18 protein-coding genes are annotated in these 21,986 nt (G+C 70.2%); 9 read left to right on the top strand and 9 right to left on the bottom strand.

The window, feature by feature from the left end:
• Nucleotides 1-126: 126 nt before the first annotated feature.
• Together AC1DWC_RS17290 and AC1DWC_RS17285 are read left to right on the top strand one after the other, a co-directional pair.
• Nucleotides 127-1,584, top strand: a complete 1,458-nt coding sequence (locus AC1DWC_RS17290) for an amino acid ABC transporter substrate-binding protein/permease (protein WP_477909960.1) — start codon at nt 127-129, stop codon at nt 1,582-1,584.
• The gene (locus tag AC1DWC_RS17285; RefSeq protein ID WP_477909958.1) at nt 1,581-2,330 is read left to right on the top strand and encodes an amino acid ABC transporter ATP-binding protein; all 750 of its coding nucleotides are present in this window, start codon (nt 1,581-1,583) and stop codon (nt 2,328-2,330) included. Before AC1DWC_RS17290 ends, AC1DWC_RS17285 begins: the two co-directional genes overlap by 4 nt.
• Nucleotides 2,331-2,347: 17 nt before the next feature.
• Here the strand turns inward: AC1DWC_RS17285 and AC1DWC_RS17280 are convergent, their stop codons facing one another.
• Together AC1DWC_RS17280 and AC1DWC_RS17275 are read right to left on the bottom strand one after the other, a co-directional pair.
• Complete coding sequence (locus AC1DWC_RS17280) at nt 2,348-2,884, bottom strand: DUF6578 domain-containing protein (protein ID WP_477909956.1); 537 nt, start codon at nt 2,882-2,884, stop codon at nt 2,348-2,350.
• 36 nt (nt 2,885-2,920) lie between these two features.
• Nucleotides 2,921-3,748: a TatD family hydrolase gene (locus tag AC1DWC_RS17275; protein WP_072847033.1), complete on the bottom strand. Its 828-nt coding sequence runs from the start codon at nt 3,746-3,748 to the stop codon at nt 2,921-2,923.
• A gap of 166 nt (nt 3,749-3,914) precedes the next feature.
• On the opposite strand from AC1DWC_RS17275, the gene AC1DWC_RS17270 reads away from it, so the two are divergent.
• From AC1DWC_RS17270 to AC1DWC_RS17250, 5 genes are all read left to right on the top strand, one after another.
• The gene (locus AC1DWC_RS17270; RefSeq protein ID WP_477909992.1) at nt 3,915-4,760 is read left to right on the top strand and encodes an SDR family oxidoreductase; all 846 of its coding nucleotides are present in this window, start codon (nt 3,915-3,917) and stop codon (nt 4,758-4,760) included.
• Nucleotides 4,761-4,816: 56 nt separating this feature from the next.
• Entirely contained in the window at nt 4,817-6,382 is a 1,566-nt protein-coding gene (gene metG, locus AC1DWC_RS17265; protein ID WP_477909954.1) for a methionine--tRNA ligase, read from the top strand.
• A gap of 31 nt (nt 6,383-6,413) precedes the next feature.
• Entirely contained in the window at nt 6,414-7,613 is a 1,200-nt protein-coding gene (locus AC1DWC_RS17260; protein ID WP_477909952.1) for a DUF2786 domain-containing protein, read from the top strand.
• A gap of 54 nt (nt 7,614-7,667) precedes the next feature.
• Entirely contained in the window at nt 7,668-8,894 is a 1,227-nt protein-coding gene (locus tag AC1DWC_RS17255; RefSeq protein ID WP_477909950.1) for a DUF2786 domain-containing protein, read from the top strand.
• 93 nt (nt 8,895-8,987) lie between these two features.
• Nucleotides 8,988-10,226 (top strand): aminodeoxychorismate synthase component I, encoded by a 1,239-nt coding sequence (locus AC1DWC_RS17250; RefSeq protein ID WP_477909948.1) that lies wholly within the window; start codon nt 8,988-8,990, stop codon nt 10,224-10,226.
• Here AC1DWC_RS17250 and AC1DWC_RS17245 read toward each other — a convergent pair.
• A complete protein-coding gene (locus AC1DWC_RS17245; protein ID WP_477909946.1) occupies nt 10,223-14,281 on the bottom strand; it encodes an nSTAND1 domain-containing NTPase in 4,059 nt (1,352 codons plus the stop codon). The two genes, AC1DWC_RS17250 and AC1DWC_RS17245, sit on opposite strands and share 4 nt — an antisense overlap.
• 383 nt (nt 14,282-14,664) lie before the next feature.
• A complete protein-coding gene (gene rsmI / locus AC1DWC_RS17240; RefSeq protein ID WP_477909944.1) occupies nt 14,665-15,495 on the bottom strand; it encodes a 16S rRNA (cytidine(1402)-2'-O)-methyltransferase in 831 nt (276 codons plus the stop codon).
• 23 nt (nt 15,496-15,518) lie between these two features.
• Here rsmI and AC1DWC_RS17235 point away from each other — a divergent pair, with 23 nt between their 5' ends.
• Nucleotides 15,519-17,078: a dolichyl-phosphate-mannose--protein mannosyltransferase gene (locus AC1DWC_RS17235; protein WP_477909942.1), complete on the top strand. Its 1,560-nt coding sequence runs from the start codon at nt 15,519-15,521 to the stop codon at nt 17,076-17,078.
• Nucleotides 17,079-17,418: 340 nt separating this feature from the next.
• Nucleotides 17,419-18,399 (top strand): helix-turn-helix transcriptional regulator, encoded by a 981-nt coding sequence (locus AC1DWC_RS17230; RefSeq protein WP_477909940.1) that lies wholly within the window; start codon nt 17,419-17,421, stop codon nt 18,397-18,399.
• Between the two features lie 25 nt (nt 18,400-18,424).
• Here AC1DWC_RS17230 and AC1DWC_RS17225 read toward each other — a convergent pair whose 3' ends face one another.
• The 5 genes from AC1DWC_RS17225 to AC1DWC_RS17205 form a co-directional block, all read right to left on the bottom strand.
• The gene (locus AC1DWC_RS17225) at nt 18,425-20,068 is read right to left on the bottom strand and encodes a BCCT family transporter (RefSeq protein ID WP_477909938.1); all 1,644 of its coding nucleotides are present in this window, start codon (nt 20,066-20,068) and stop codon (nt 18,425-18,427) included.
• 84 nt (nt 20,069-20,152) lie between these two features.
• The gene (locus AC1DWC_RS17220) at nt 20,153-20,581 is read right to left on the bottom strand and encodes a DoxX family protein (RefSeq protein WP_477838211.1); all 429 of its coding nucleotides are present in this window, start codon (nt 20,579-20,581) and stop codon (nt 20,153-20,155) included.
• Nucleotides 20,582-20,684: 103 nt separating this feature from the next.
• Nucleotides 20,685-21,053 (bottom strand): DUF2784 domain-containing protein, encoded by a 369-nt coding sequence (locus AC1DWC_RS17215; RefSeq protein WP_072847062.1) that lies wholly within the window; start codon nt 21,051-21,053, stop codon nt 20,685-20,687.
• Nucleotides 21,054-21,101: 48 nt separating this feature from the next.
• Nucleotides 21,102-21,461 (bottom strand): GntR family transcriptional regulator, encoded by a 360-nt coding sequence (locus tag AC1DWC_RS17210; RefSeq protein WP_072847041.1) that lies wholly within the window; start codon nt 21,459-21,461, stop codon nt 21,102-21,104.
• Nucleotides 21,462-21,512: 51 nt separating this feature from the next.
• The gene (locus AC1DWC_RS17205; RefSeq protein ID WP_477909936.1) at nt 21,513-21,941 is read right to left on the bottom strand and encodes a nuclear transport factor 2 family protein; all 429 of its coding nucleotides are present in this window, start codon (nt 21,939-21,941) and stop codon (nt 21,513-21,515) included.
• Nucleotides 21,942-21,986: the final 45 nt, after the last annotated feature.

The following is a 21,986-nucleotide window of genomic DNA, read 5'->3' as shown; positions in this document are numbered from 1 at the left end:
TCGGCATCCTCGGGCCGCCCGACTGCGGACACACGCGCCGTCGTGACCTGTACAAACCGGCCGTCAGGGTTAATCTCGAATCCCTCGTCACACCCCCGCGAACGGCACCTCGGAAAGCTGGTTCGGATGCACACACGTTCACGCCGGAGCCTCACGCGCCTGCCCGCCCTGCTGGGGGTCCTCTCGCTCCTGGCCCTGATGTTCGGCACCGGCGCCGCGGCCGCACAGACCGACTCCGACAAGACCTACGTCATCGCCACCGACGTCACGTTCGCGCCGTTCGAGTTCCAGAACGAGCAGGGCGACTTCGTCGGCATCGACATGGACCTGCTGAAGGCGATCGCCGCGGACCAGGGCTTCAAGTACACGGTCAAGCCGCTGGGGTTCAACGCCGCCGTGCAGGCCCTGCAGTCACGCCAGGTCGACGGCGTCATCGCCGGCATGTCGATCACCGACGAACGCAAGCTCGTCTTCGACTTCTCCGACCCCTACTTCGACTCCGGCGTGCAGATGGCGGTGGCGAAGTCGAACGACGACATCGAGTCCTACGAGGACCTGCGCGGCAAACGGGTCGCGGTCAAGACCGGCACCGAGGGCGCGATGTTCGCCGACTCCATCAAGGGCAAGTACGGCTTCACCACCGTCACCTTCGACGACTCCGCCAGCATGTACGACGACGTCAAGACCGGTAACTCCGTCGCCGTCTTCGACGACTACCCGGTGCTGCTGTACGGCATCGCGCAGGGCAACGGGCTCAAGGCGGTGGGTGAGAAGGAGGCCGGCAACTCCTACGGGTTCGCGGTCTCGAAGGGCCAGAACGCCGAGCTGCTCGCCAAGTTCAACGCCGGGCTGGCGAACACGCGGGCCAGCGGGCAGTACGACGAGATCCTCGACACCTACCTCGGCGAGGGGGCGCAGCAGGCCCAGGGCGGCAACACCTTCTTCTCCCTGTTCAAGGACAGCTTCCCGCTGCTGATGGAGGGCCTGTGGCTGACGATCGTCCTCACGGTCGTCTCGTTGGCGATCGCGCTGGTGCTCGGCCTTGTCTTCGGCTTCTTCCGGGTCTCGACCAGCCGGATCCTGCGTGGCATCGGCGTCACCTACGTCGACATCTTCCGCGGTACCCCGCTGCTGGTGCAGGCCTTCTTCATCTACTTCGGCATCCCCGCGGCGCTGGACTTCCAGATGCCGGCGATGACCGCGGGCATCATCACGCTGAGCCTCAACGCCGGCGCCTACATCACCGAGATCATCCGCGGCGGCATCCAGTCCGTCGACAAGGGACAGATGGAGGCCGCGCGCAGCCTCGGCATGGGCTACCTGCCCGCGATGCGCAAGGTGGTGCTGCCGCAGGCGGTGCGCACGATGATGCCGTCGTTCGTCAACCAGGCGGTGATCACGCTCAAGGACACCTCGATCCTGTCGGTGATCGGCATCGCCGAGCTCACCCAGACCGGCAAGATCATCATCGCGAGGAACTTCGAGTCCTTCAACATGTGGCTGATCGTGGGCATCTTCTACTTCGTCATCATCATGGCCCTGACCAAGCTGTCCGACCGGCTCGAGAAGAGGATCAACGCGTGAGCGATTCCGTCACCACCGACATCAAGATCCGGGTCACCGACCTGCGCAAGTCCTTCGGCGACAACGAGGTGCTCAAGGGCATCGACGTCGACATCGAGAGCGGCGAGGTGGTCTGCGTGATCGGGCCGTCCGGCTCCGGCAAGAGCACCTTCCTGCGCTGCCTCAACAAGCTCGAGGACATCACCGGCGGCACGGTGGTGGTGGACGGGTTCGACCTGACCGACCAGAAGGTCGACATCGACAAGGTCCGCCAGCACATCGGCATGGTGTTCCAGCACTTCAACCTGTTCCCGCACATGACCGCGCTGGAGAACGTGATGCTGGCGCCGGTGCAGACCAAGCGGGCCACCAAGGCGGAGGCCCACGAGACCGGGCAGCGCCTGCTGGCGCAGGTGGGGCTGGCGGAGAAGGCGGACGCCAAGCCGGCCAACCTGTCCGGCGGCCAGAAGCAGCGGGTCGCGATCGCCCGGGCGCTGGCCATGAGCCCGGACATCATGCTCTTCGACGAGGCCACCAGCGCTCTGGACCCGGAGATGGTCGGCGAGGTGCTGCAGGTGCTGCGCGACCTCGCCGCGCAGGGCATGACCATGGTGGTGGTGACCCACGAGATGGGCTTCGCCCGCGAGGTCGCCGACCGGGTGATCTTCATGGCCGACGGCGTCATCGTCGAGCAGGGCCCGCCGGCCGACCTGTTCGGCAGCCCCCGGCACCCGCGCACCCAGGACTTCCTCGCGAAGGTGCTGTAGGCCGAGCGCGCGCCGCGTCAGCCCCGGACCGCCAGCTCCACCACCACACCGGTCTGCTTGCGGCAGTCCATGCCGGACACGAAGGTCCCACTGCCGCCGAACCAGCTGGGGCTCTTCGACACCGGGGACCGCACCGCGGTCCCCGGGAGGGGGCACCAGGCGCCGATCTCGTTCTCGCGATAGAGCTCGTCCAGCAGGTACACGCCCCGGACCGAGCCGGTGGTGCTGTCGAATCCATCCGGGACATCCGCGCCGTGCACCGTCCCCCACAGCCGCCCGCGTAGCCCGGTGGGGTGGTCGGACAGGTCGTCGGGCGCGTCTCGCCAGTAGGCGCTGGCGCCACCGGCGCTGAGCTTGCGGCTGGTCCGATCCCAGCGAACGGGTCGGTGGAAGACCTCCGGCTCGGTGTCGTCGGCGGTGAAGGCGAGCACCCACGTCCCCTCGCGGCCCACCTCGGGCGGTGGGGCGCAGCACTCGATCTCCCACGCCGCGATGTACACGTCGATGGTGTCGACGCCGCGGTCGGCGGGAGTCGAATTCGTGAACCCGTGCATTCGTCGCTTACCTTTGCGGCCCAATTTACTCCCGGGCTAGATGCGGTAGACCCGCCTGGCCGTCGCGGTCGACGCGGCCGCCAGGTCGAACGGGTCCTGACCGCGGGTCTCCGCGAGCGAACGGACCGTGTACGGCAGGCAGTACGGCTCGTTCGGCGCGCCGCGGAACGGGTGCGGGGTGAGGTACGGCGCGTCGGTCTCGACCAGCAACTGGTCGTCCGGCACCAGCTTCGCGGCCTCGTGCAGCTCGCGGGCGTTACGGAAGCTGACCGTGCCGGAGAAGCTCAGCACGTACCCCGCCTCCACGCAGGCCAGCGCCATCGTCGCGTCGGACGAGAAGCAGTGGAAGATCACGGTGTCCGGCGCGCCCTCGTCGAGCAGGACGGCCAGCAGGTCGTGGTCGGCCTCCCGGTTGTGGATCATCAGCGGCTTGCGCAGCCGCTTGGCCAGGTCGATGTGCCAGCGGAACCCCTCGACCTGCTCCTCCACCGTGGCGCAGCCGTCGAGCTTGCCGGGCCAGTAGTAATCCAGGCCGGTCTCCCCCACCGCGACGGTCCGCGGGTCCGCCGCGAGCCGCTCGATCTCCGCCTTCGTCGCGTCGTCGAGCACGTTGGCCCGGGTGGGATGGATCGAGACCGCGGCGTACACGCGTGGGTCCCAGTGCGCGGCGTCCACCGCGAACCGGGCCGCCGCCAGGTCGTCGGCGACGGTGACGACCTGGCCGACGCCGACCTTCTCGGCCCGGTCCACGATCGCCGCGACGGACGCCGCGTCGACGGCGCCGCAGGCGTCGAGGTGGGTGTGCGAGTCGATCAACGGCGCGAGCGGGGTGGGCAGATCCGGCGCCGGACGGTCTTTGCTCATGCGGCCATTGTCGTACGACGGTCCGGTTGCCACGACACCCAGGCAGATCGGTGCGCCCCGTGGCCGCGAAGACCTCGCTGACCGGGGCCGTGATCTGTCACGATGCAGAGGTCACTTCGTGACGACGGACAGCCGCACCGCGACGGGACCCGAGAGCGAGACCCACGTGAAGAAGAGAACACTCGTCGGACGAGTCATCGCAGTGACCGGCGGCGCCCGTGGCATCGGGCGCGAGATCGCCGCCCAACTCGCCGAGTCCGGCGCGAAGGTGGCCATCGGCGACAAGGACGGCGACGCCGCCCGCGCCACCTCGGGCGAGCTGACCGGCACCACACTCGGCCTCGACCTCGACGTCGCGGACCGGGACTCGTTCGCCGCCTTCCTCACCGAGGTCGAGGGACAGTGGGGTCCGCTCGACGTACTGGTCAACAACGCCGGGGTGATGTGGGTCGGCCCGTTCGACGAGGAGCCCGAGACGGCCCGGCGCCGCCAGTTCGACGTCAACGTGCACGGCGTCGTCAACGGCGTCACGCTCGCCGCGCCCGGTATGCGCGCCCGCGGCGCCGGCCACATCGTCACCGTCGCGTCGGCGGCCTCGAAGCTGGCGCCGCCCGGCGAGTCCAGCTACGCGGCGACCAAGCACGCGGTGTTCGGGTACCTGAGCGGCGTACGCGCGGAACTGTCCGGCAGCCGGGTCGAACTCTCGGTGGTGATGCCCACCGTGGTGAACACCGAACTTGCCGTCGGCACGGCCACCGGCGCCGCCGCGATGCTCCAGCCCGCCGACGTGGCCCGGGCGGTGGTCAAGGTGATCGAACGCCCGCGCTTCGAGGTGACGGTGCCCGGCTACCTCGGCCCCCTGGTCCGTGCGGTGAACGTGCTGCCTCGACCGGTCCGCGACCTGATCACCCGTTCGATGGTGCCGGACCAGGTGAGGGCCATGCGGGGCTCGTCCACCCGGACCGGCTACGAACGGCGCGTCCTCGGCTCCGACCCGACACCCCGCAGCTGAGTGCGGACAGGTCTGCTCGTCACGTTTGCGCGCGACGCAGTTAGAGTAGGCCCACCATGACTTCGCCCGCCTCCGCTTCCCGGCCCCCGTTCTACGTCACCACCGCCATCGCGTACCCGAACGGTGTCCCGCACGTCGGTCACGCCTACGAGTACATCTCCTCCGATGCGATCGCGCGGTTCAAGCGACTCGACGGGTTCGACGTGTTCTTCATGACCGGCACCGACGAGCACGGCCTGAAGATGCAGCAGACGGCGGCGAAGGAAGGCATCGACGTCCGCGACCTTGCCGCGCGGAACTCCGACCAGTTCGAGGCGCTGGACAAGGTCCTCGAGGTCTCGTTCGACCGCTTCATCCGGACCACCGACGCCGATCACGAGGCCGCCTGCCAGGTGCTCTGGCAGAAGATGGTCGAGTCCGGCGACATCTACCTCGACACCTACTCGGGCTGGTACTCGGTGCGCGACGAGGCGTTCTACACCGAGGCCGAGACCACGGTCGAGGAGGACGGCACCCGCCTCGCGACCGAGACGCGGACCCCGGTGGAGTGGACCGAGGAGTCCACCTACTTCTTCCGGCTGTCGAACTACCAGGACCGGTTGCTGGAGCTGTACGAGTCCCGGCCCGAGTTCCTCGAGCCCGCGACCCGGCGCAACGAGATCGTCAGCTTCGTCAAGGGCGGCCTCAAGGACCTGTCGATCTCGCGGACCACCTTCGACTGGGGCATCCCGGTCCCCGGCCACCCGGGCCACGTCATGTACGTCTGGGTGGACGCGCTGGCGAACTACCTGACCGGCGCCGGCTACCCGGACGTCGACTCGGAGTCCTTCCGCAAGTTCTGGCCCGCCGACCTGCACATCATCGGCAAGGACATCTCCCGCTTCCACACCGTCTACTGGCCGGCATTCCTGATGTCGGCCGGGCTGGAGCTGCCCAAGCGCGTCTTCGTGCACGGGTTCCTCTACAACAAGGGCGAGAAGATGTCGAAGTCGGTCGGCAACGTCGTCGACCCGCTCGAGATGGTCGAGCAGTACGGCCTCGACGCACTGCGGTTCTTCCTGCTGCGGGAGATCTCCTACGGCCAGGACGGCAGCTACAGCCACGAGGCGATCGTCACCCGGATGAACGCCGACCTGTCCAACGAGCTCGGCAACCTGGCGCAGCGCTCGCTGACCATGGTCGCGAAGAACTGCGACGCCCAGGTGCCCACCCCCGGCGAGCTGTCCGAGGAGGACCGGGCGCTGCTCGCGAAGGCCGACGCGTTGCTCGAGACGGTGCGCGCCGACTTCGACAAGCAGGCTCTGCACCAGGCGCTCGAGGCGATCTGGCACGTGCTGGGCGAGACCAACCGGTACTTCTCGCAGCAGGAGCCGTGGGTGCTGCGCAAGACGGACCCGGCGCGGATGGCCACCGTCCTGTACACGACCCTCGAGGTGGTGCGCATCGTCGGCATCCTGGTGCAGCCGGTGATGCCGGGTTCCGCCGCGAAGATCCTGGACCTGCTGGGACAGGCGTCCGAGGCCCGCGACTTCGCGGCCATCGGCACCCGGATCGTGGCCGGGCACCCGCTGCCCGCGCCGTCGCCGGTGTTCCCGCGGTACGTGGAGCCCGACGCCGGCTGACGCTCGGCGTGACGTTGCGGGTGACGACGCTGTGAACGACGACGACGCACCGGGCGCCGAGGCACTGGCCCTCGTCGCGGCGGTGGCGGCGGCCTACGAACGCGGTTGGCAGCCCGCCGACCTGCTGCACGTGACCCGCCGCGGCGACGAGTCGCCGCCGGAACTCGCGGCCGCCGCCACGCTGTACGAGGCGCGGCGCGCCCGCGCCGCGGAGCGGGCCCCGTCGGACTGGACCGGTCAGCTCGACGCCGTCGCCGAGCAGTACCCGGCGCAGGCCCGGCTCGTCGGGCAACTGCCCGCCGGCGACCCGACCGGCCGGCACCTCGCCGCAGCCCTCACCGCAGGCCGGTCCGGCTTCTTCGGCTACCAGTTCGCCGAACTCGCCGCCGAGTGGAACCGGCTGCCGCCGTGGACGTTCCTCACCGACCCGCCGTCGCAGTGGCCGGCCGAAGACTCGGCCCCCTCAACACGGTGGCCGGCCGAAGGCCCGGCCCCGACTGCTCAGCCCGCGACACCGGCCGCCGCGGCCGACCCCAAGATGCTGAACCGGATCCGGGGTCTGCTCACCAAGGCCGAGCGCACAGAGTTCACGGAGGAGGCCGAGACCTTCACGGCCAAGGCGCAGGAACTGATGACGCGGTACGCGATCGACGCCGCCCTGCTGCGCACTCGCGCCCACGCCGGCCCCGCGAACGTCCGCAGTCGCCGCGTGCACCTCGACAATCCGTACGTCACGGAGAAGGTGCACCTGCTGACCGCGATCGGCGAGGCCAACCGGGTCCGCACCGTGTGGTTCGGCGACCTCTCCATCGCCGTCGCCGTCGGCACCCCGGTCGACCTGCAGCAGGTGGACCTGCTGTTCACCTCCCTGCTGGTGCAGGCCAACCGCACCCTGCAGTCGACCGCCGCGCAGGGTCGCAGCGGCGCGCGCACCACGGCGTTCCGCAAGGCGTTCCTGGCCGGGTTCGCCAGCCGGGTCGGGCAACGACTGCGTGAGGCAGACGCCCGGGCCACCGAGGCCGCGGCCGCCGACGAGTCCATGCCGGTGAGCGACCTGCTGCCGATCCTCGCGACCACGTCGGCGGCTGTGGAGGCGGAGTTCAACCGGCTCTTCCCCGGCACCCGGAGGTCCCGGGCCCGTTCGGTGGACGCGGGCGGATGGCACGCCGGCCGGGCCGCCGCGGACGACGCGTCCCTGACGCCGGGCGCCGGCCGGATCAATCGGAAGTAGCACTGCCGACCTGCGAAGACCGGACTTGTCGGTGTCCTGGTGCACACTGCCGACATGACGAATCATCGAACGGACATTCGAGACCCTTGGGGTGGCGCGTACCCGGCCGACGTCGAGGACGACTGGGGTCCGGACGACTGGAACGACGACGACCGGCCGGCCCGGGACGGCCACGCCACCCGTCGCGAGGGCCCGCCGACCGCGCTCGACGCCCCGGCCGCGCTGGCCGCGGCATACGAGCGTGGCTGGCAGCCCGCGGACGTCCTGCACGTCACGAAGCGGTCGCTCGAGGCAGCCTTCGCCGACCCGGCCGCCGCACTGATCCTGCGCGAGTCGCACTGCAGCGGCGCGTGGTCTCGCGCACCACGGCAGTGGCTCGACCAGCTGCGTGCGATCGCGGACGCGCACCCCGGCGCGGACACCGATCCCACCGCCGACCGGGACCCCGGGATCGACCCGTCACACGGATGGCCGCTGGCCCGGTTCTGGCAGACACTGGGCCCCTGGACCGCCCTGTGCCCGCCGCCCTCGGCCTGGCCCCGGCAGCGCACGGATCCCGCCCCGGAACGGGACACCGACCCGGCGGTCGCGGACACGAAGGTGCTGAACAAGATTCGCGGGCTCCTCGCGAAGGCGGAGAGCACGGAGTTCACCGAGGAGGCCGAGACCCTCACCGCCAAGGCCCAAGAACTGATGACGCGGTACGCGATCGACTCGGCACTTCTCGAGGCGGCCGCACCCGGATCGTCGATCACGGTGCACAGCAAGCGAATTCACCTCGACAACCCGTACGTCAAGCAGAAGGCGCTGCTGCTGACGGCGATCGGTGAGGCAAACCAGGTGCAGACCGTGTTCAACCTGCGGCTGGCCATCGCCACCACGATCGGGTCGCCGGTGGACCTGGCGCAGGTGGAGATGCTGTTCACCTCGCTGCTCGTCCAGGCCACCCGCGCGATGCACACCGCGGGCGAGAAGGGCTCTCGGTCCGTGTCTTTCCGCAAGGCGTTCCTCTTCGGCTTCGCCGTGCGGATCGGCCAACGACTGACCGAGGCGGGCAAGGCCGCGACCGCACAGGCCGTGTCCGAGTCACAGGTGCGGTTCGCCGACCTGCTCCCGATCCTGGCCGATCGGGCCGAGGCCGTGCACGCAGAGGTGACGCGCCTCTTCGGACCCGTGAAGACCATGCGGAACTCGGCGGTCGACCCGCGAGGGCTGCGTGCGGGACGGTCTGCCGCGGACGCGGCGAACCTCGGCGACGGCGGGCGGGCGATCGCCGGTTGACGACCCACCGCCCGGCCCGGGCCACGCCGACCGTGGACGGCACCCTGCCTGCGCGATTCGGGCGGGCGGGCGCCCCCGTGACAGGCTGGACGGATGCGGATCGACAGGCTGGGCGAGGGCGGCAACCCGGCCGAGGTGCTGCGCGCCCTCGCCTCCCTGGCCGCCGACCGCCGGACACCGCCGCCCGCCGCCCTGATCGGCGACTGGTTCGGCCGCCGGGCCGTGCTGGCGCCGAGCGTGGACACGGTGCCGGTTCCCCCGAGCCGGGCCTTCGAGGCCCCCGGGCACCGGGCCGACGCGGCGGACGCTACCGGTCGGACGCCCATCGGCGGCGGCTGGATCGGGTACCGCGCCTACCCGGACCTGCCGACCTCGGGAGCCGTACCGGCACTGCCCGAGTCGGCGGGCGGCTGGACGGACAGCGTCCTGTGCCAGGACACCGAGGGCTGCTGGTGGTACGAGTCCCTCACCGACAGTCCGTGCCCCGCGGAGTGGGCCGCGGCGGCGACCGCGCCGTGGGCGGCCCGCCGGCCGTGGCGGCTCGACTGGACCGCGCCCGACCGCGACGCCCACCGGTACGGCGTCGAGGAGTGCCTCGAGGCCATCCGCGCCGGCGAGGTCTACCAGGCCTGCGTGTGCACCCAGTTCCGCGGGCGCGCGCACGGCGAGCCGCTGGACTTCTTCGCCGACGCCGTCGAGTCCACGCGGCCCGCCCGCGCCGCCTTCGTGCAGGGCGGTTGGGGCGCGATCGCGTCCCTCTCCCCCGAGTTGTACCTGGCCCGTCACGGCGACCGGGTCACCTCCAGCCCGATCAAGGGGACGTTGCCCATCGCGGCGGACCCCGACCGACTCCGCGCCTCCGTCAAGGACGTGGCCGAGAACGTGATGATCGTCGACCTGGTCCGCAACGACCTCGGCCACCTCGCCGTCCCCGGTTCGGTGACCGTGACCGACCTGCTCGGTGTGTATCCCGCACCGGGCGTGTGGCATCTGGTGTCCACGGTCGAGGCGACGGTGCCTCCCGACACCGGCACGGGCGAGCTCCTCGACGCCACCTTCCCGCCGGCCTCCGTCACCGGTTGTCCCAAACACCGCGCCCGGCAACTGCTCTCGCAGTGGGAGCCGGATGCGCGCGGAATCTACTGCGGCACTGTCGGGTTCGCGTCGCCCCTGGCCGGCGTCGAGCTGAACGTGGCCATCCGCACCGTCGAGTTCGATCCGCACGGCGGCGCCGTCCTCGGCGTCGGCGGCGGCATCACCATCGACTCCGACCCCGACGCCGAGTGGCAGGAGTGCCTGGACAAGGCGTCGAGCATCCTCGCCCTCGGTTAACTCTCCCCACCCTCGGCCTCACAGGCCCCCCGCGTCGGCACGGAAAGCTCGAAACTCGCCGCCCGGTCCGGCGACAGTTCCTCGGTCGCCGCGCAGATCCGGGCGATGATCGCCGCCGCGTCCAACCCCCAGGCACGCAGCACACCGTCCCCGCCCGCGGCGACGACGGTGTGGGCCCCCGGCAGGAAGCCGACCTGCCATCGGCCGGTGCCGGTGGTGGCGATCGGGCCGCCCACCTCCCGGGCCCGTCCGGCGTCGGAGACGTCCCACAGTCGCACCGTGCCGTCGTCGCTGCCGCTCACCAGTCGCCGCCCGTCGGGACTGAACGACACCGAGTAGACGGTGCCGCTGTGCCCGAGCAGAGCCGGCTGGCGGGCCGAGAGCGATCCGTCCGCCGCCCGGTCCCACACCACCACCGCCTGATCGTCGTCACCGGTCGCAATCCTGGTGCCGTCCGGGCTGAACGAGAGCGCATTGATCCCGCCCTCCCCGGCATGGGACACGCCGTGCGACTCGGGACGCGCGGGGTCCCGCACGTCCCACGAGTGCACCCCGCCGTCGGCGTCGGTGGCCACCAGGGTGTTGCCGTCCGGGCTGAAGGCCGCGACCCGGACGAGATTGCTCGGGCCGTCCAACGGCTCACCCCACGGCACCGGGTGCCCGGGGTCGGCCAGGTTCCACAGCCGCACGCTGAAGTCGTCGTCACCCAGCGCCAGGGTGTTGCCGTCCGGGCTGAACGCCATCTCCCAGGTGAATCGTGTCTGCGTCACGATCGGCGCGCCCAGTGCGGTCGGGTGCGCCGGATCGCGCACGTCCCACAACTGGACATGCCCGCCGGTGGTGGGCGTCGTCGCCATCATCTTCCCGTCGGGCGAGAGTGCCGCCACGTGCGCGCCGCCGAGGGGCCGCGGCATCGGGGTCGCGCTCGCAGCGGCCAACCGCCCGTCGTTGCCGACCCGCCACAGCCGGATCACCGAGTCGTACCCGCCCGTGGCCATGAGCGAACCGTCCCGGCTCGTCGACGGCAGCGACAGCGCGGACTCGGAGACGGGCAGGTTGGTCCGCGGCAGGGCCCACACCCGCACCATCGAGTCCTGCCCACCGGTGACCACCGTCTCGCCGTCCGGCGAGAGGGCCATCGCGGGCACCCCGCCCCCGTTCCCGGTCAACGCCGGCCGCAGCGGCCGCAGGGTCCGGCGTTCCGGGTCCACGGACCACCGCTTCACCGTGCCGTCCCAGGAGGCGCTGGTGAGGGTCGCGCCGTCCGCCGCGAAGGCGATCGTCCAGATCCCGCCGGTGTGTGCCTGTACCGGCGCCCCGACCTCTCGGACCGCCGCCACGTCGGTGGCGTCGAAGACCCGGACGAATCCGTCGTCGCTGCTCGCCGCGAGGGTCCGTCCGTCCGGCGCGAAGGCCACCGAGTGCACCACGTCGCCGAACCCGGTGAGCACCGACGGCAGCGGCACGGGCCGGGTCGGGACCGCGATGTCCCACAACCGGACGCTGCGGTCGTCGCTGGCCGTCGCCAGCACCGCCGAGTCGGGCCGGAACGAGACCGTCCGGACCGCACCGCCGTGTGCCACGAGCACCGTGGCGGGGAACTGGCCCGACCACGGATCCGAGGTGTCGAACAGCGTCACGGTGCCGTTGTCGTTCGGCGCGGCCAACGTCCGCCCGTCCGGGCTGAACCGGACGTTGTGCACCGTTCGGGCACCCGTCGGGGCCGCCTCGAGCAGCGGCCTGGGCGCGGACCGGTCGGTGACGTCCCAGATGAACACGGTGCCGTCGCCGCTGCCGGCCGCCAGGATCCGGCCGTCCGGACTGAACGACACTGATGCCATGTACTGGTCGGAGCCGGTCAGCGGCTCGCCCACCGGCCTCGGATCGGACCGGTCACTCAGGTCCCACAGCCGGACCGTACGGTCGTCGCTGGCCGACGCCATCGTCTTGCCGTCCGGCGAGAGGGCGACGCCGTAGACCGGGCCGCGGTGCCCGCTCAACGGCCGTCCGATCGGGGTGGACTCGGAGGCAATCAGGCTCGAGTACGCCGCGTCGCTGGCCGGGTCCATCTGCCACGCGGCCAGCGACAACTGGGCGGCGGTCGTCGGGTCCGACTCGCGCAACGAATCCGACAGCGCGACCACCTGACGGAACTGCGCGGCGCTGCGTTCCGATTCCGCGCGACTCTTCGCCGTCCACGCCATCACGCCCGCCACCAGAGCGAGGACCGTGGACAGCGCCAGCGCCGCCATGACGCCCCGCTGGATCCAGGTGTTGCGCTGCACCTGCTGTGTCGACGCCGCCAGGAACTCCGCCGCCGTCGGCTCCAGCGGCGCGGCCACCGGACCCCACGGGTTCTGCTCGGCGACCATGTCCAGCCGGCCGCGCTGGTAGAGCAGGCTGTGGTTGCGGTCCGCGTCCGCCCAGTGCGCGGCGTCCGCCTCGATCTGCTGGCGCAGTGCCGAGTAGGACCGGTCCTCCTGGATCCAGTTCTTCAGCCGCGGCCAGGCGTCGATCACCGCGTCATGGATGAGCTCGACGCTCTCGGTGTCGGCGACCAGGACCCGGGCCGCGATGAACTGGTCGACCACCCGCTGCGCGGCCTCGGTGTCCTCGCCGCCGAAGGCCAGCAACTGCGGCAGGGTCCGCCGGATCTTCACATCGGTGCCGGCGTCGGTGACGTACACCAGGTGCACCATCATCGACCGGGCCAGCACCTGCCCGTGCGGGTCCAACTCCTCCCAGGTGCGTTCGGCGGTCGCCGCGACGGATCCCCGCACGCCTCCGGTCGCCCGGTAGCTCGACATCGTGAGCGTGCCGCCCCGCCTGCGCTCCCACATGGTGTCGAGCAGGTGCGAGAGCAGCGGCAGGACGGTGTTGCTGCCCTCCTCGGAGGTCAGCGCACCGAGATCGTGCAGGATCAACTCCACCAGCCCTGCCTCGAGCTTGAGCCCGATCAGCCGGGCGGGACGGGTGATCACGTCCACCATGTCCGAACGGGTCAGCGGCGCGACCGTCTTGCTGTGCCGTTCGAGGGCGTGGGCCAGCACCGGGTAGGCGAGCGCCGGCTCGTAGAAGTCCGAGCGCATGGTCGCCACGACCGAGGGCGCCGAATCGGGGGTCTCGTCGTCGGACAGCGTCGAGGCCGCGTAGTCGAGGACCAGGAGGAATCGTGCCCGCTCGTCGGGGTCGCCGCACTGGGTGAACAGCTCCTCGGTCTGGTCGACGACGACGAGCAACGTCGCGGCACCGAGCCGGCCGGCCGCGCCGCGCAGGGCACGTCGCACCGACTCCGGGTCGGGGCTGTCGACGACGCCCGTCAGCTCCGGGATCGCGTCGCACAGCGCCTGCAGCGGCGCCTGTCCCGGGGTGACCACGACCGGCACGCAGGCACTGTCGCCCGCGCCCGGCGCCACCCGGGCCAGCTCCGGGACGAGTCCCGCCTGCACCAGCGACGACTTTCCGACGCCGGACGCGCCGGTCACGATCACCATGCCGTGCCCCTGCGCGGAGACCACCGCGTCGACCAGCCCCCGCAGGCTATCCACCCGGCCGAAGAACAGTCGGGCGTCCTCTGCCCGGTACGGCTCGAGACCGCGGTACGGCCGCACCCCGGTGACCGGTACGGCAACGACCGGTGCCGTCGCCTCGCTGCGCGCCCGGGGCGCGCTCACGTCGCGGGCGTTCTTCCACCAGGCCTGCCACTGCTGGGTGGAGTAGAGGCCGGGCGCAGGCGGCTGTCCGTGCACCGCGGAGGCGGCCCGGATCAGGACGACGAGAACGGGTCGCACCGATTCGAAGGTGGCGGGCACCCGCTTGCCCGACCGCCAGTCGCTGATCCGCTGTACCGAGATCTGCTTGTCGACGCCGATCGCGCGGCCGACCGCCGAGGCCTCGGACACCACCTTCTTGAGGGCGGGCCCACCCGCCGTCGCGAACAGCAGCCGCAGCTGGTCGGCGAAGAATCGACGGGCCTGCTCCGACTGGTCCTGCTCACCCTGGTCGTCCTGGGCGTGCGGATTCCGCTCGTCAGTCGCGCGGTCGTCGTCAACCATCGTTCATCCCTCTCCACCACCGGGCGAAATTCCGCTGCGGAAAAGTTCCTCACCCGCTGCGAACTGGGACGATACCTGGAATCTCAGAGTCAACATTGCTCGGCTCCCCTCGACCGTCCAGTGTTGTCCTCGGCGCACGGGGGGCCCGGCGCCAACCACGTGGCACCGGCGGGGACTGACAATTTCGAGGGGTAGTCCCCGCCGGATCCGCGACCCGCGACGAGAATGGGACACCGAGAACCTTGACCAGAATCGCGACCCAGATCGCCTCTCGAGTTCCGCCTACGCTGTCCGCCTTCCTGGTGATCGCGGCAGCCGTCGGACTGATCCTCCTGATGTCCCCCGGGTTCTGATCCCACCGACCTGCACCCGGCGCGGCGGCCTCAGTCCTTGCGCGCGGCGAGCACCGTCTCGTAGAGCTCCCGCTTGGACACCCCCGCGGTGGCGACCATCGCGCACGCGTCCTTGAGCCGCTCGCCCGCGGCCACCAGCCGCTCCACCTCGTCGACGAGGTCCGCCGGCTCGGCGGCCACCGCCGTCGCTCCCTCGAGCACCACGGTGATCTCTCCGCGAACCCCGTCGGCCGCCCACTCGGCGAGCTCGGCCAGGGTGCCGCGTCGCACCTCCTCGTAGGTCTTCGTCAGCTCCCGGCACACCGCCGCGCGGCGCCCCCCGCCCAACACCGCGGCCGCGTCAGCCAGGCAGTCCGCGATTCGGTGCGGCGCCTCGAAGAACACGCACGCACGCGACTCGGTCCGCAGCGCCTCGAACCACGTCCGGCGCTGCCCCTGCTTGCGCGGCGGGAAGCCGTCGAAGCAGAACCGCTCGACCGGCAGCCCCGACAACGCCAGCGCCGTGGTGACCGCGGACGGGCCCGGCAGGCAGGTGACGGGCAGGTCCTGCGCGACACACGCCGCGACCAGCCGGTACCCGGGGTCGCTCACCGACGGCATCCCGGCGTCGGTCACCAGCAGCACCGTCCGGCCCTCCGCGACGTCGGCGACCAGCGCGGGCAGTCGCGTGGTCTCGACCTGGTCGTAGAAGCTGACCACCTTGCCGGTGATGGTGACGCCGAGCGCGGACGCGAGGTGCTTGGTGCGCCGGGTGTCCTCCGCCGCGACCACGTCCGCGGTCGCGAGCGCGACTTTCAGTCGTTCCGAGGCGTCGCGGACGTCCCCCATCGGCGTCGCGGCAAGGACCAGGGAACCATTCATGCACGACAGCCTACGATCGTCGGGTGACCCTGTTGACCGACGAGCGCCCGACGCCCCACGTCGACCCCCGCGGTCACCTCTCCCCGGCGCCCCTGGCGCCCGAACCCGAGACCGGCCCGACCGACCGCTTCCGCGGCTGGGTTGTCACCGTGTTCCTCACCCTCGTCGCCGCGATCACCCGGTTCACCATGCTCGGCTACCCCACCGATGCGGGCACCCCGGTGTTCGACGAGAAGCACTACGCGCCGCAGGGCTGGCAGGTGCTCACCAACGGCTGGATCGAGAACAACCCGGGTTACGGACTCGTGGTGCACCCGCCGGTCGGCAAGCAACTGATCGCCGTCGGCGAGGCGCTGTTCGGGTACAACGGCTGGGGTTGGCGCTTCTCCGCCGCTGTCGCGGGCACCCTGCTGGTGCTGCTGGTGATCCGGATCGTGCGACGGATGGCGCGGTCGACACTGGTCGGGGCGATCGCGGGGCTGCTTCTGATCGCGGACGGGGTCACCTTCGTCTCGTCCCGGATCGGGATGCTCGACATCTTCATGGCCCTGTTCGTGGTCGCCGCGTTCGGCTGCCTGATCGTCGACCGCGACGAGGTGCGGGCCCGGATGGCTCGCGTCTACGCGGAGGGCCGGATCGGGGTCACCGACTACGGCCCCCGGCTGGGGGTGCGCTGGTGGCGGTTCGGCGCCGGCATGATGTTGGGCCTCGCCTGCGGGACCAAGTGGTCGGGCCTGTACTTCATCGCGTTCTTCGGCCTGATGAGCGTGGCCTTCGACGTCGCCGCCCGCCGCCGCTACGGGGTGCGCCGGCCGTGGCTCGGCGCGGGCCTGCGCGACGTCGGACCCGCGCTGTACGCGCTGGTGGTCGTCCCCGTCCTGGTCTACCTGGCCACCTACTGGGCGTGGTTCGCCTCGGAGACCGGCGTCGACCGGCACGCCGTCGGAAACCAGCTCGGCTTCGACGGCAGCTTCTCGTTCGTCCCCGCCGCGCTGCGCTCGCTCTGGTACTACAGCGGCAACGTGCTCGAGTTCCACGGCGGCCTGACCAACTCGGCGGGCAACCACCATCCGTGGGAGTCCAAGCCGTGGACGTGGCCGATGGGTCTGCGGCCGATGCTCTACTACTTCGCCGAGGGCGACGACGTGTCCGGCTGCGGCGCCGCGAGCTGCGTCAAGGCCGTGATGCTGATCGGCACCCCGGCGATGTGGTGGCTGGCGCTGCCGATGCTCGGCTGGGCGTTGTGGCGCACCGTCGTGGGCCGCGACTGGCGTTACGCCGCGGTGCTCACCGGGTACGCCGCCGGGCTGCTGCCCTGGTTCGTCACCATGGACCGGCAGATGTACTTCTTCTACGCCGTCGCGTTGGCACCGTTCCTGGCGATGGGCCTGGCCCTGGTGTGCGGGGAGGTGATCGGCCGCGCCCGGGCGAGCTACGAGCGCCGCCGCACCGGCCTGCTCGCGGTCGCGTTGTACCTGGGCCTGGTCATCGCGAACTTCGCCTGGCTGTGGCCGATCCTGACGGCCGTCCCGATCACGCCGGAGATGTGGCAGCAGCAGCTGTGGCTGCCGAGCTGGCGGTGACAGTCACCCCTCGTCGACCGTCACCGAGCCCTGCCGCACCTGAATTCGTTTCCTGATCCGGAAGCCACATCCAGCACATCACTCGCCGGCGCGCGCGGCCTCGTGCAAACAGATGAGATCGGCCATAATCGGATGGAACCGCTGGACGCCGTATGCCCAACCGATGCCGGGGTGGTCGATGATCTCAGTCGACGATTTTTCCCGCCTCGTGTCCGCGATCTACGCATCGGCCGTCACGCCGGAGCAATGGGATCCGACCCTTGTCGAGCTTGTCCGCGCCTTTGACGGCGCCGGCGCCGGCTTGCTGACTTCGGCACCGGCGACCCGACAATCCGACGTCATGGTGCGTCAGGTCGGCGCCGACCCGTCCCTGAGAACGACCTACAACGAGTACTACGGTCGGCTCGACTGTGTGGCGACAGCCGTGGAAAACGCTCCGGTCGGCCGAATTCACACCGGGACCGAACTGATCCTCCCCAACGTGCACACCGAGTTCTACGCGGACTGGTGCCGCCCCAACCACTTCCAGGACGGACTGTTCGTCCGACTGACCGGCGGCACCCCGAGCGCATGGCTGGGGGTCGCCGCGCCTCGTGGCCCGGAACCCTTCGGAACCACCGACCGGCTGACGCTGATGAGGCAGCTGGTCCCGCACCTGAAACAGGCAATCCACACGCGGGTGGAACTCGCGACCCTCGCGCAGCGCGAACATGAACTGGCCAGAGCAATCGACCAGTTCCAGCACGGCATCGTGGTCATCGGACCGGACTACCGAATTCTGCACCTCAACACAGCGGCCGAGACGATCCTCGTTTCCGGCGACGGCCTCCAACTCCGCCCCCATGGATCCATCGCGGCGACCCTCTCTCTGGCCGATCGAGAACTCCGCCGCCTCGTGTGCCTCGCGCTGGACACCCAAGAGGACCGTGTCCCCGAAGGCGGCTCATTTGCCTGCCCCCGCCCGTCCGGGCGACGCGGATACGCAGTTCACGTGGTTCCGCTCGGCCCCGGCACCGACGGACTGAGCCATTCGACAGTGACCGCCCTCGTCCTGATCGTCGACCCGGAGAGTGAACCCGAACCGGACACCGCCGTCCTGCGCCGCCTGTACTCCCTCACCGACACCGAGGCGGAGGTCGCCTTGCGGGTGGCTCGAGGCGAAGGACTGAAACCGGTCGCCGACGAACTCTCCGTGTCCATGACGACGATTCGAACTCACCTCCAGCACGTCTTCGACAAGACCGACACACACCGTCAGGCCGAACTCGTCCGCGTCCTGCTGGCCATCGGTCCCTCGTTTCACGAGGCCTCCCAAGACTGAGGCTGCCGATCGCCTCGAGAACCTGCTAGTGACCGACTCGCTTGGCCCGTGTGCGGGGCCGCGACAGTCGTCGCCGCTCCCGCTTCGCCTCGAGGATCATCGGGTCGTGGCACAGGTCGCGGTAGAGCGAGACGCACAGCCCGATCATCACCAGCACGAACGGTGCGGCCACGATGATGGTCATCGTCTGCAGCCCGTTCAACGCGTCCTCGCCGCCGGTCCACAGCAGCAGCGCCGCGACGGCACCGGTCAACATTCCCCAGAACACCACCACCCACCGACTCGGCTGCAGGGTGCCGCGCTGGGAGAGCGAGCCCATCACCATCGACGCCGCGTCCGCGCCGGAGACGAAGAAGATGGCGACCAGGATCATCACCAGGACCGTCGTGACACCTGCCAACGGCAGGTTGTCCAACATCCCGAACAGTTGGGACTCGGAACTGCCCCGCTCCGCGAGCGGGATGCCGGCGCGCTGTTCACCGATGGCGGCACCACCGAACACCGAGAACCACAGGAGGCTGACCACGCTGGGCACCACGATCACGCCGACCACGAACTCACGGATGGTGCGGCCGCGGCTGATGCGGGCCAGGAACATCCCGACGAACGGGGTCCAGGAGATCCACCAGGCCCAGTAGAAGATGGTCCACGAGGACAGCCACTCGGCGGTCTCCGGGTTGCTGGATGCCGCAGTGCGCGCGGACATCTCGGCGATCTGTCCGGCGTAGGCGCCGAGGGTGTTCGGGATGAGGTTAAGGATCAGGACGGTCGGCCCCAGCACGAAGACGAACACCGCCAGCACCAGCGCCAGCACCATGTTGATGTTGGAGAGCCACTGGATGCCCTTGGACACCCCGGAGACCGCCGAGGCGACGAAGGCCAGCGTGAGCACCGCGACGATCGAGACGAGCAACAGCGTGCCCGCCTCCTCGAGCCAACCGGTGACCTCGAAGCCGGACCCGATCTGCAGGGCGCCCAACCCGAGGGAGGCCGCGGTGCCGAACATCGTCGCGAAGATGGCGAGGATGTCGATGACCTTGCCGATCGGCCCCTCCGCGCGGCGGCCGAGCAGGGCGATGAAGGCGGAGCTGAACAGCTGCTTGCGGCCGCGACGGTAGGTGCCGTAGGCCAACGCCAGCCCCACCACCGCATACGTCGACCACGGGTGCAGGCTCCAGTGGAACATGGTGGTCGCCATCGCGGCGCCGACCCCACCGTCGGTGCCCGGCGGTGGGGTGACGAAGTGCGCCAGCGGTTCCGCCACGCCGAAGAACATCAGGCCGATGCCCATGCCGGCGCTGAACATCATCGCGATCCAGCTGACGGTCTTGAACTCCGGCTTCTCGCCGTCCTTGCCGAGCGGGATCCGGCCGAACGGGCTGACCGCCAACCAGAGCGCGAACAGGACGAAGCCGGTCGCGGCGAGGATGAACAGCCAGCCGAGGTTGGTGACGAGCCAGTCGAGCGTCGAACTGGTGACCCGGTCCAGGCTGTCGGGACCGACGATCCCCCAGATCAGGATGGTCGCGACGATGACCGCCGTGACCCCGAACACCACGAAATCCGTGCGGACGGCGCCACCGGCAGACCCCACCCCACCGGTACCGGCGGCTTCCGCGCGTTCGGTGGGGTCGGAATCTTGATCGGACAAATCGGTATTCGCCGCCATGCAGACTCACGTTGCTTGTCCGCACAGGCAATTGCAAGCCGACGCGGCCGGGGAATTGCCGGCCGGCCGCGCCGGTTTACGGCGTTACACTGCGGATTTGGAGCCGAATCGACCGCCCAAGAGCGCATCGATGCTGAGCCGGCCCGCACCGATCGCGGCGATCAGCAACGAGGCGACACCGAGCGCCAGGACGAGTTCGTACCCGCCCTCGGAGACGAAGATGCCCTTGTCGATGTGCACGATGAAGAAGGCCCCGACCATGTCGAGGAACAGCAGGATCCCGGCGATCGGGGTGGCGATCCCGGCGATCAGCGCGAAACCGCCGACCAGTTCTACGGTCGCCGCGACGATCGCGGACACGTCCGGCAGCGGCGCACCCATGGCGTCGAAACCGGCCTGGGTCTTCGCAATTCCGTTGGTGAAGAACTTCTGCCAGCCGTGGGCGACGAAGATGACGCCGATGCCGACGCGGGCGATGAGCAGGGCGAGGTCCTTGAAAGCGCTGGATTTCATCTACAGGTCCTTTGCTGTGCGCACGGAAGGTCGGGGAACGAGACCACCCTGACACAGGATGGTTGAAGCGTCAACCTTCCTGTGGGCGTGTCGGAAGCCGCCCTCACCGAGCGAGAACGCGCGCCGGACGCCGCCGGAAGTACCCGATCCAGGACGCCAGCACCACCGCCACCACCAGGAGCCGGACCAGGGTCACGGCGTCCACCGGGTAGAGCACCCCGGTGAGGTAGTGCGAGATGAACCCCGTCGACGGCAACTCCGGCTGGCCCGACATCCGCCGGGCCCAGTTCTCCAGGTCGGTCAGCGGGCATTCGTAACCCACCAGCACCGACCCCACGCCCCACGCCACCACCGCGACATGGAGGGCGATCGTCCGACGCCAGCGCCAGGCCAGGAACCCGCCGACCACCAGGTATCCGATGAACGCGAGGTGGGCCGCGACGGTCGCCGCCTCGACCACCCGGTAGACCATCGCCACCCCTTCGCCCAGCCCCCACGGTCGAGCGTAGTCCGGCGGCGCTTACGCGCCACGGATCGCGGCGGCCACCAGTTCCCCGGCGACGTCGTCGCCCAGGCCCAGGTCGCGGATGGCGGCGACGTACGCGGTGGCCGCCCGCTGGGCCGCGGTCAGCGTCGGGTCGCCCGAGGACGCAACGAAGGAACCGGCTCGACCGCGGGTCTCGATCGCGCCCACCGCCTCGAGCTCCTTGTAGGACTTGGCGACGGTGTTCGGCGCCAGCCCCAACTCCTCTGCCAACGCACGCACCGTCGGCAGCTTGGTGCCGGCGATCAGTTCACCTCGGCGGATCAGAGCGAGCACCCTCAGCTTCACCTGCTCGTACGGCGGCGTCGCGGAGTCCGGGTCGATGACGATACGCATGCGGCGAGGCTAGCCGGGCAAGCCCCGGTCCAGCTCGCCGAACGCCGAGATTCACTCGGCGAACGCCTGCTCGAGCCCGTCGAACCAGGCGGCGTCCTCGACCAGGGCCCGGCTCCTCCAACCGTCCGGCGTTCGCACCAACTCGTGGTTGTACCAACCGCCGCAGAAGAACTGCCTGCCCGGCTTGACGACCATCGGGTTGAAGAACATCGCCCGCACCCGGGCACCGTCGGCGGTGAACTCGACGTCGATGTTCGAGACGAAGTGCTGGGTCCGGGTGAACAGGTCGAGCATGGTCGTCAACTGCGCCACCACCTCCTCCACGCCTCCGCTCGGACCGCCGGTCTCGGAGTAGTCGATGGCCGCGTCCGGGGTGAACACCGTCCGGTAGAGCGCCCAGTCCTTGGTGTCGACCGCGTGCGCGTAGCGGGTGAGCAGGTCCACGATCTCGATCCGGTCGGAGAGGGTCTGCAAGTCCATGCAGGCAATGAAAGCGCACCACCCTCCCCGACCGCCGGAAAACCG

The organism is Rhodococcus sp. P4_C10 (assembly GCF_056402135.1).
This window is presented reverse-complemented; position numbering and strand designations above follow the sequence as displayed.

What these genes read in the sequence shown, in the direction of transcription:
- AC1DWC_RS17290 (WP_477909960.1), top strand. Translation starts at nt 127, where the DNA reads ATGCACACACGTTCACGCCGGAGCCTCACGCGCCTGCCCGCCCTGCTG.
- AC1DWC_RS17280 (WP_477909956.1), bottom strand. Translation starts at nt 2,884, where the DNA reads ATGCACGGGTTCACGAATTCGACTCCCGCCGACCGCGGCGTCGACACC.
- AC1DWC_RS17275 (WP_072847033.1), bottom strand. Translation starts at nt 3,748, where the DNA reads ATGAGCAAAGACCGTCCGGCGCCGGATCTGCCCACCCCGCTCGCGCCG.
- metG (WP_477909954.1), top strand. Translation starts at nt 4,817, where the DNA reads ATGACTTCGCCCGCCTCCGCTTCCCGGCCCCCGTTCTACGTCACCACC.
- AC1DWC_RS17255 (WP_477909950.1), top strand. Translation starts at nt 7,668, where the DNA reads ATGACGAATCATCGAACGGACATTCGAGACCCTTGGGGTGGCGCGTAC.
- AC1DWC_RS17250 (WP_477909948.1), top strand. Translation starts at nt 8,988, where the DNA reads ATGCGGATCGACAGGCTGGGCGAGGGCGGCAACCCGGCCGAGGTGCTG.
- AC1DWC_RS17245 (WP_477909946.1), bottom strand. Translation starts at nt 14,281, where the DNA reads ATGGTTGACGACGACCGCGCGACTGACGAGCGGAATCCGCACGCCCAG.
- rsmI (WP_477909944.1), bottom strand. Translation starts at nt 15,495, where the DNA reads ATGAATGGTTCCCTGGTCCTTGCCGCGACGCCGATGGGGGACGTCCGC.
- AC1DWC_RS17230 (WP_477909940.1), top strand. Translation starts at nt 17,419, where the DNA reads ATGGTGCGTCAGGTCGGCGCCGACCCGTCCCTGAGAACGACCTACAAC.
- AC1DWC_RS17225 (WP_477909938.1), bottom strand. Translation starts at nt 20,068, where the DNA reads ATGGCGGCGAATACCGATTTGTCCGATCAAGATTCCGACCCCACCGAA.
- AC1DWC_RS17220 (WP_477838211.1), bottom strand. Translation starts at nt 20,581, where the DNA reads ATGAAATCCAGCGCTTTCAAGGACCTCGCCCTGCTCATCGCCCGCGTC.
- AC1DWC_RS17215 (WP_072847062.1), bottom strand. Translation starts at nt 21,053, where the DNA reads ATGGTCTACCGGGTGGTCGAGGCGGCGACCGTCGCGGCCCACCTCGCG.
- AC1DWC_RS17210 (WP_072847041.1), bottom strand. Translation starts at nt 21,461, where the DNA reads ATGCGTATCGTCATCGACCCGGACTCCGCGACGCCGCCGTACGAGCAG.
- AC1DWC_RS17205 (WP_477909936.1), bottom strand. Translation starts at nt 21,941, where the DNA reads ATGGACTTGCAGACCCTCTCCGACCGGATCGAGATCGTGGACCTGCTC.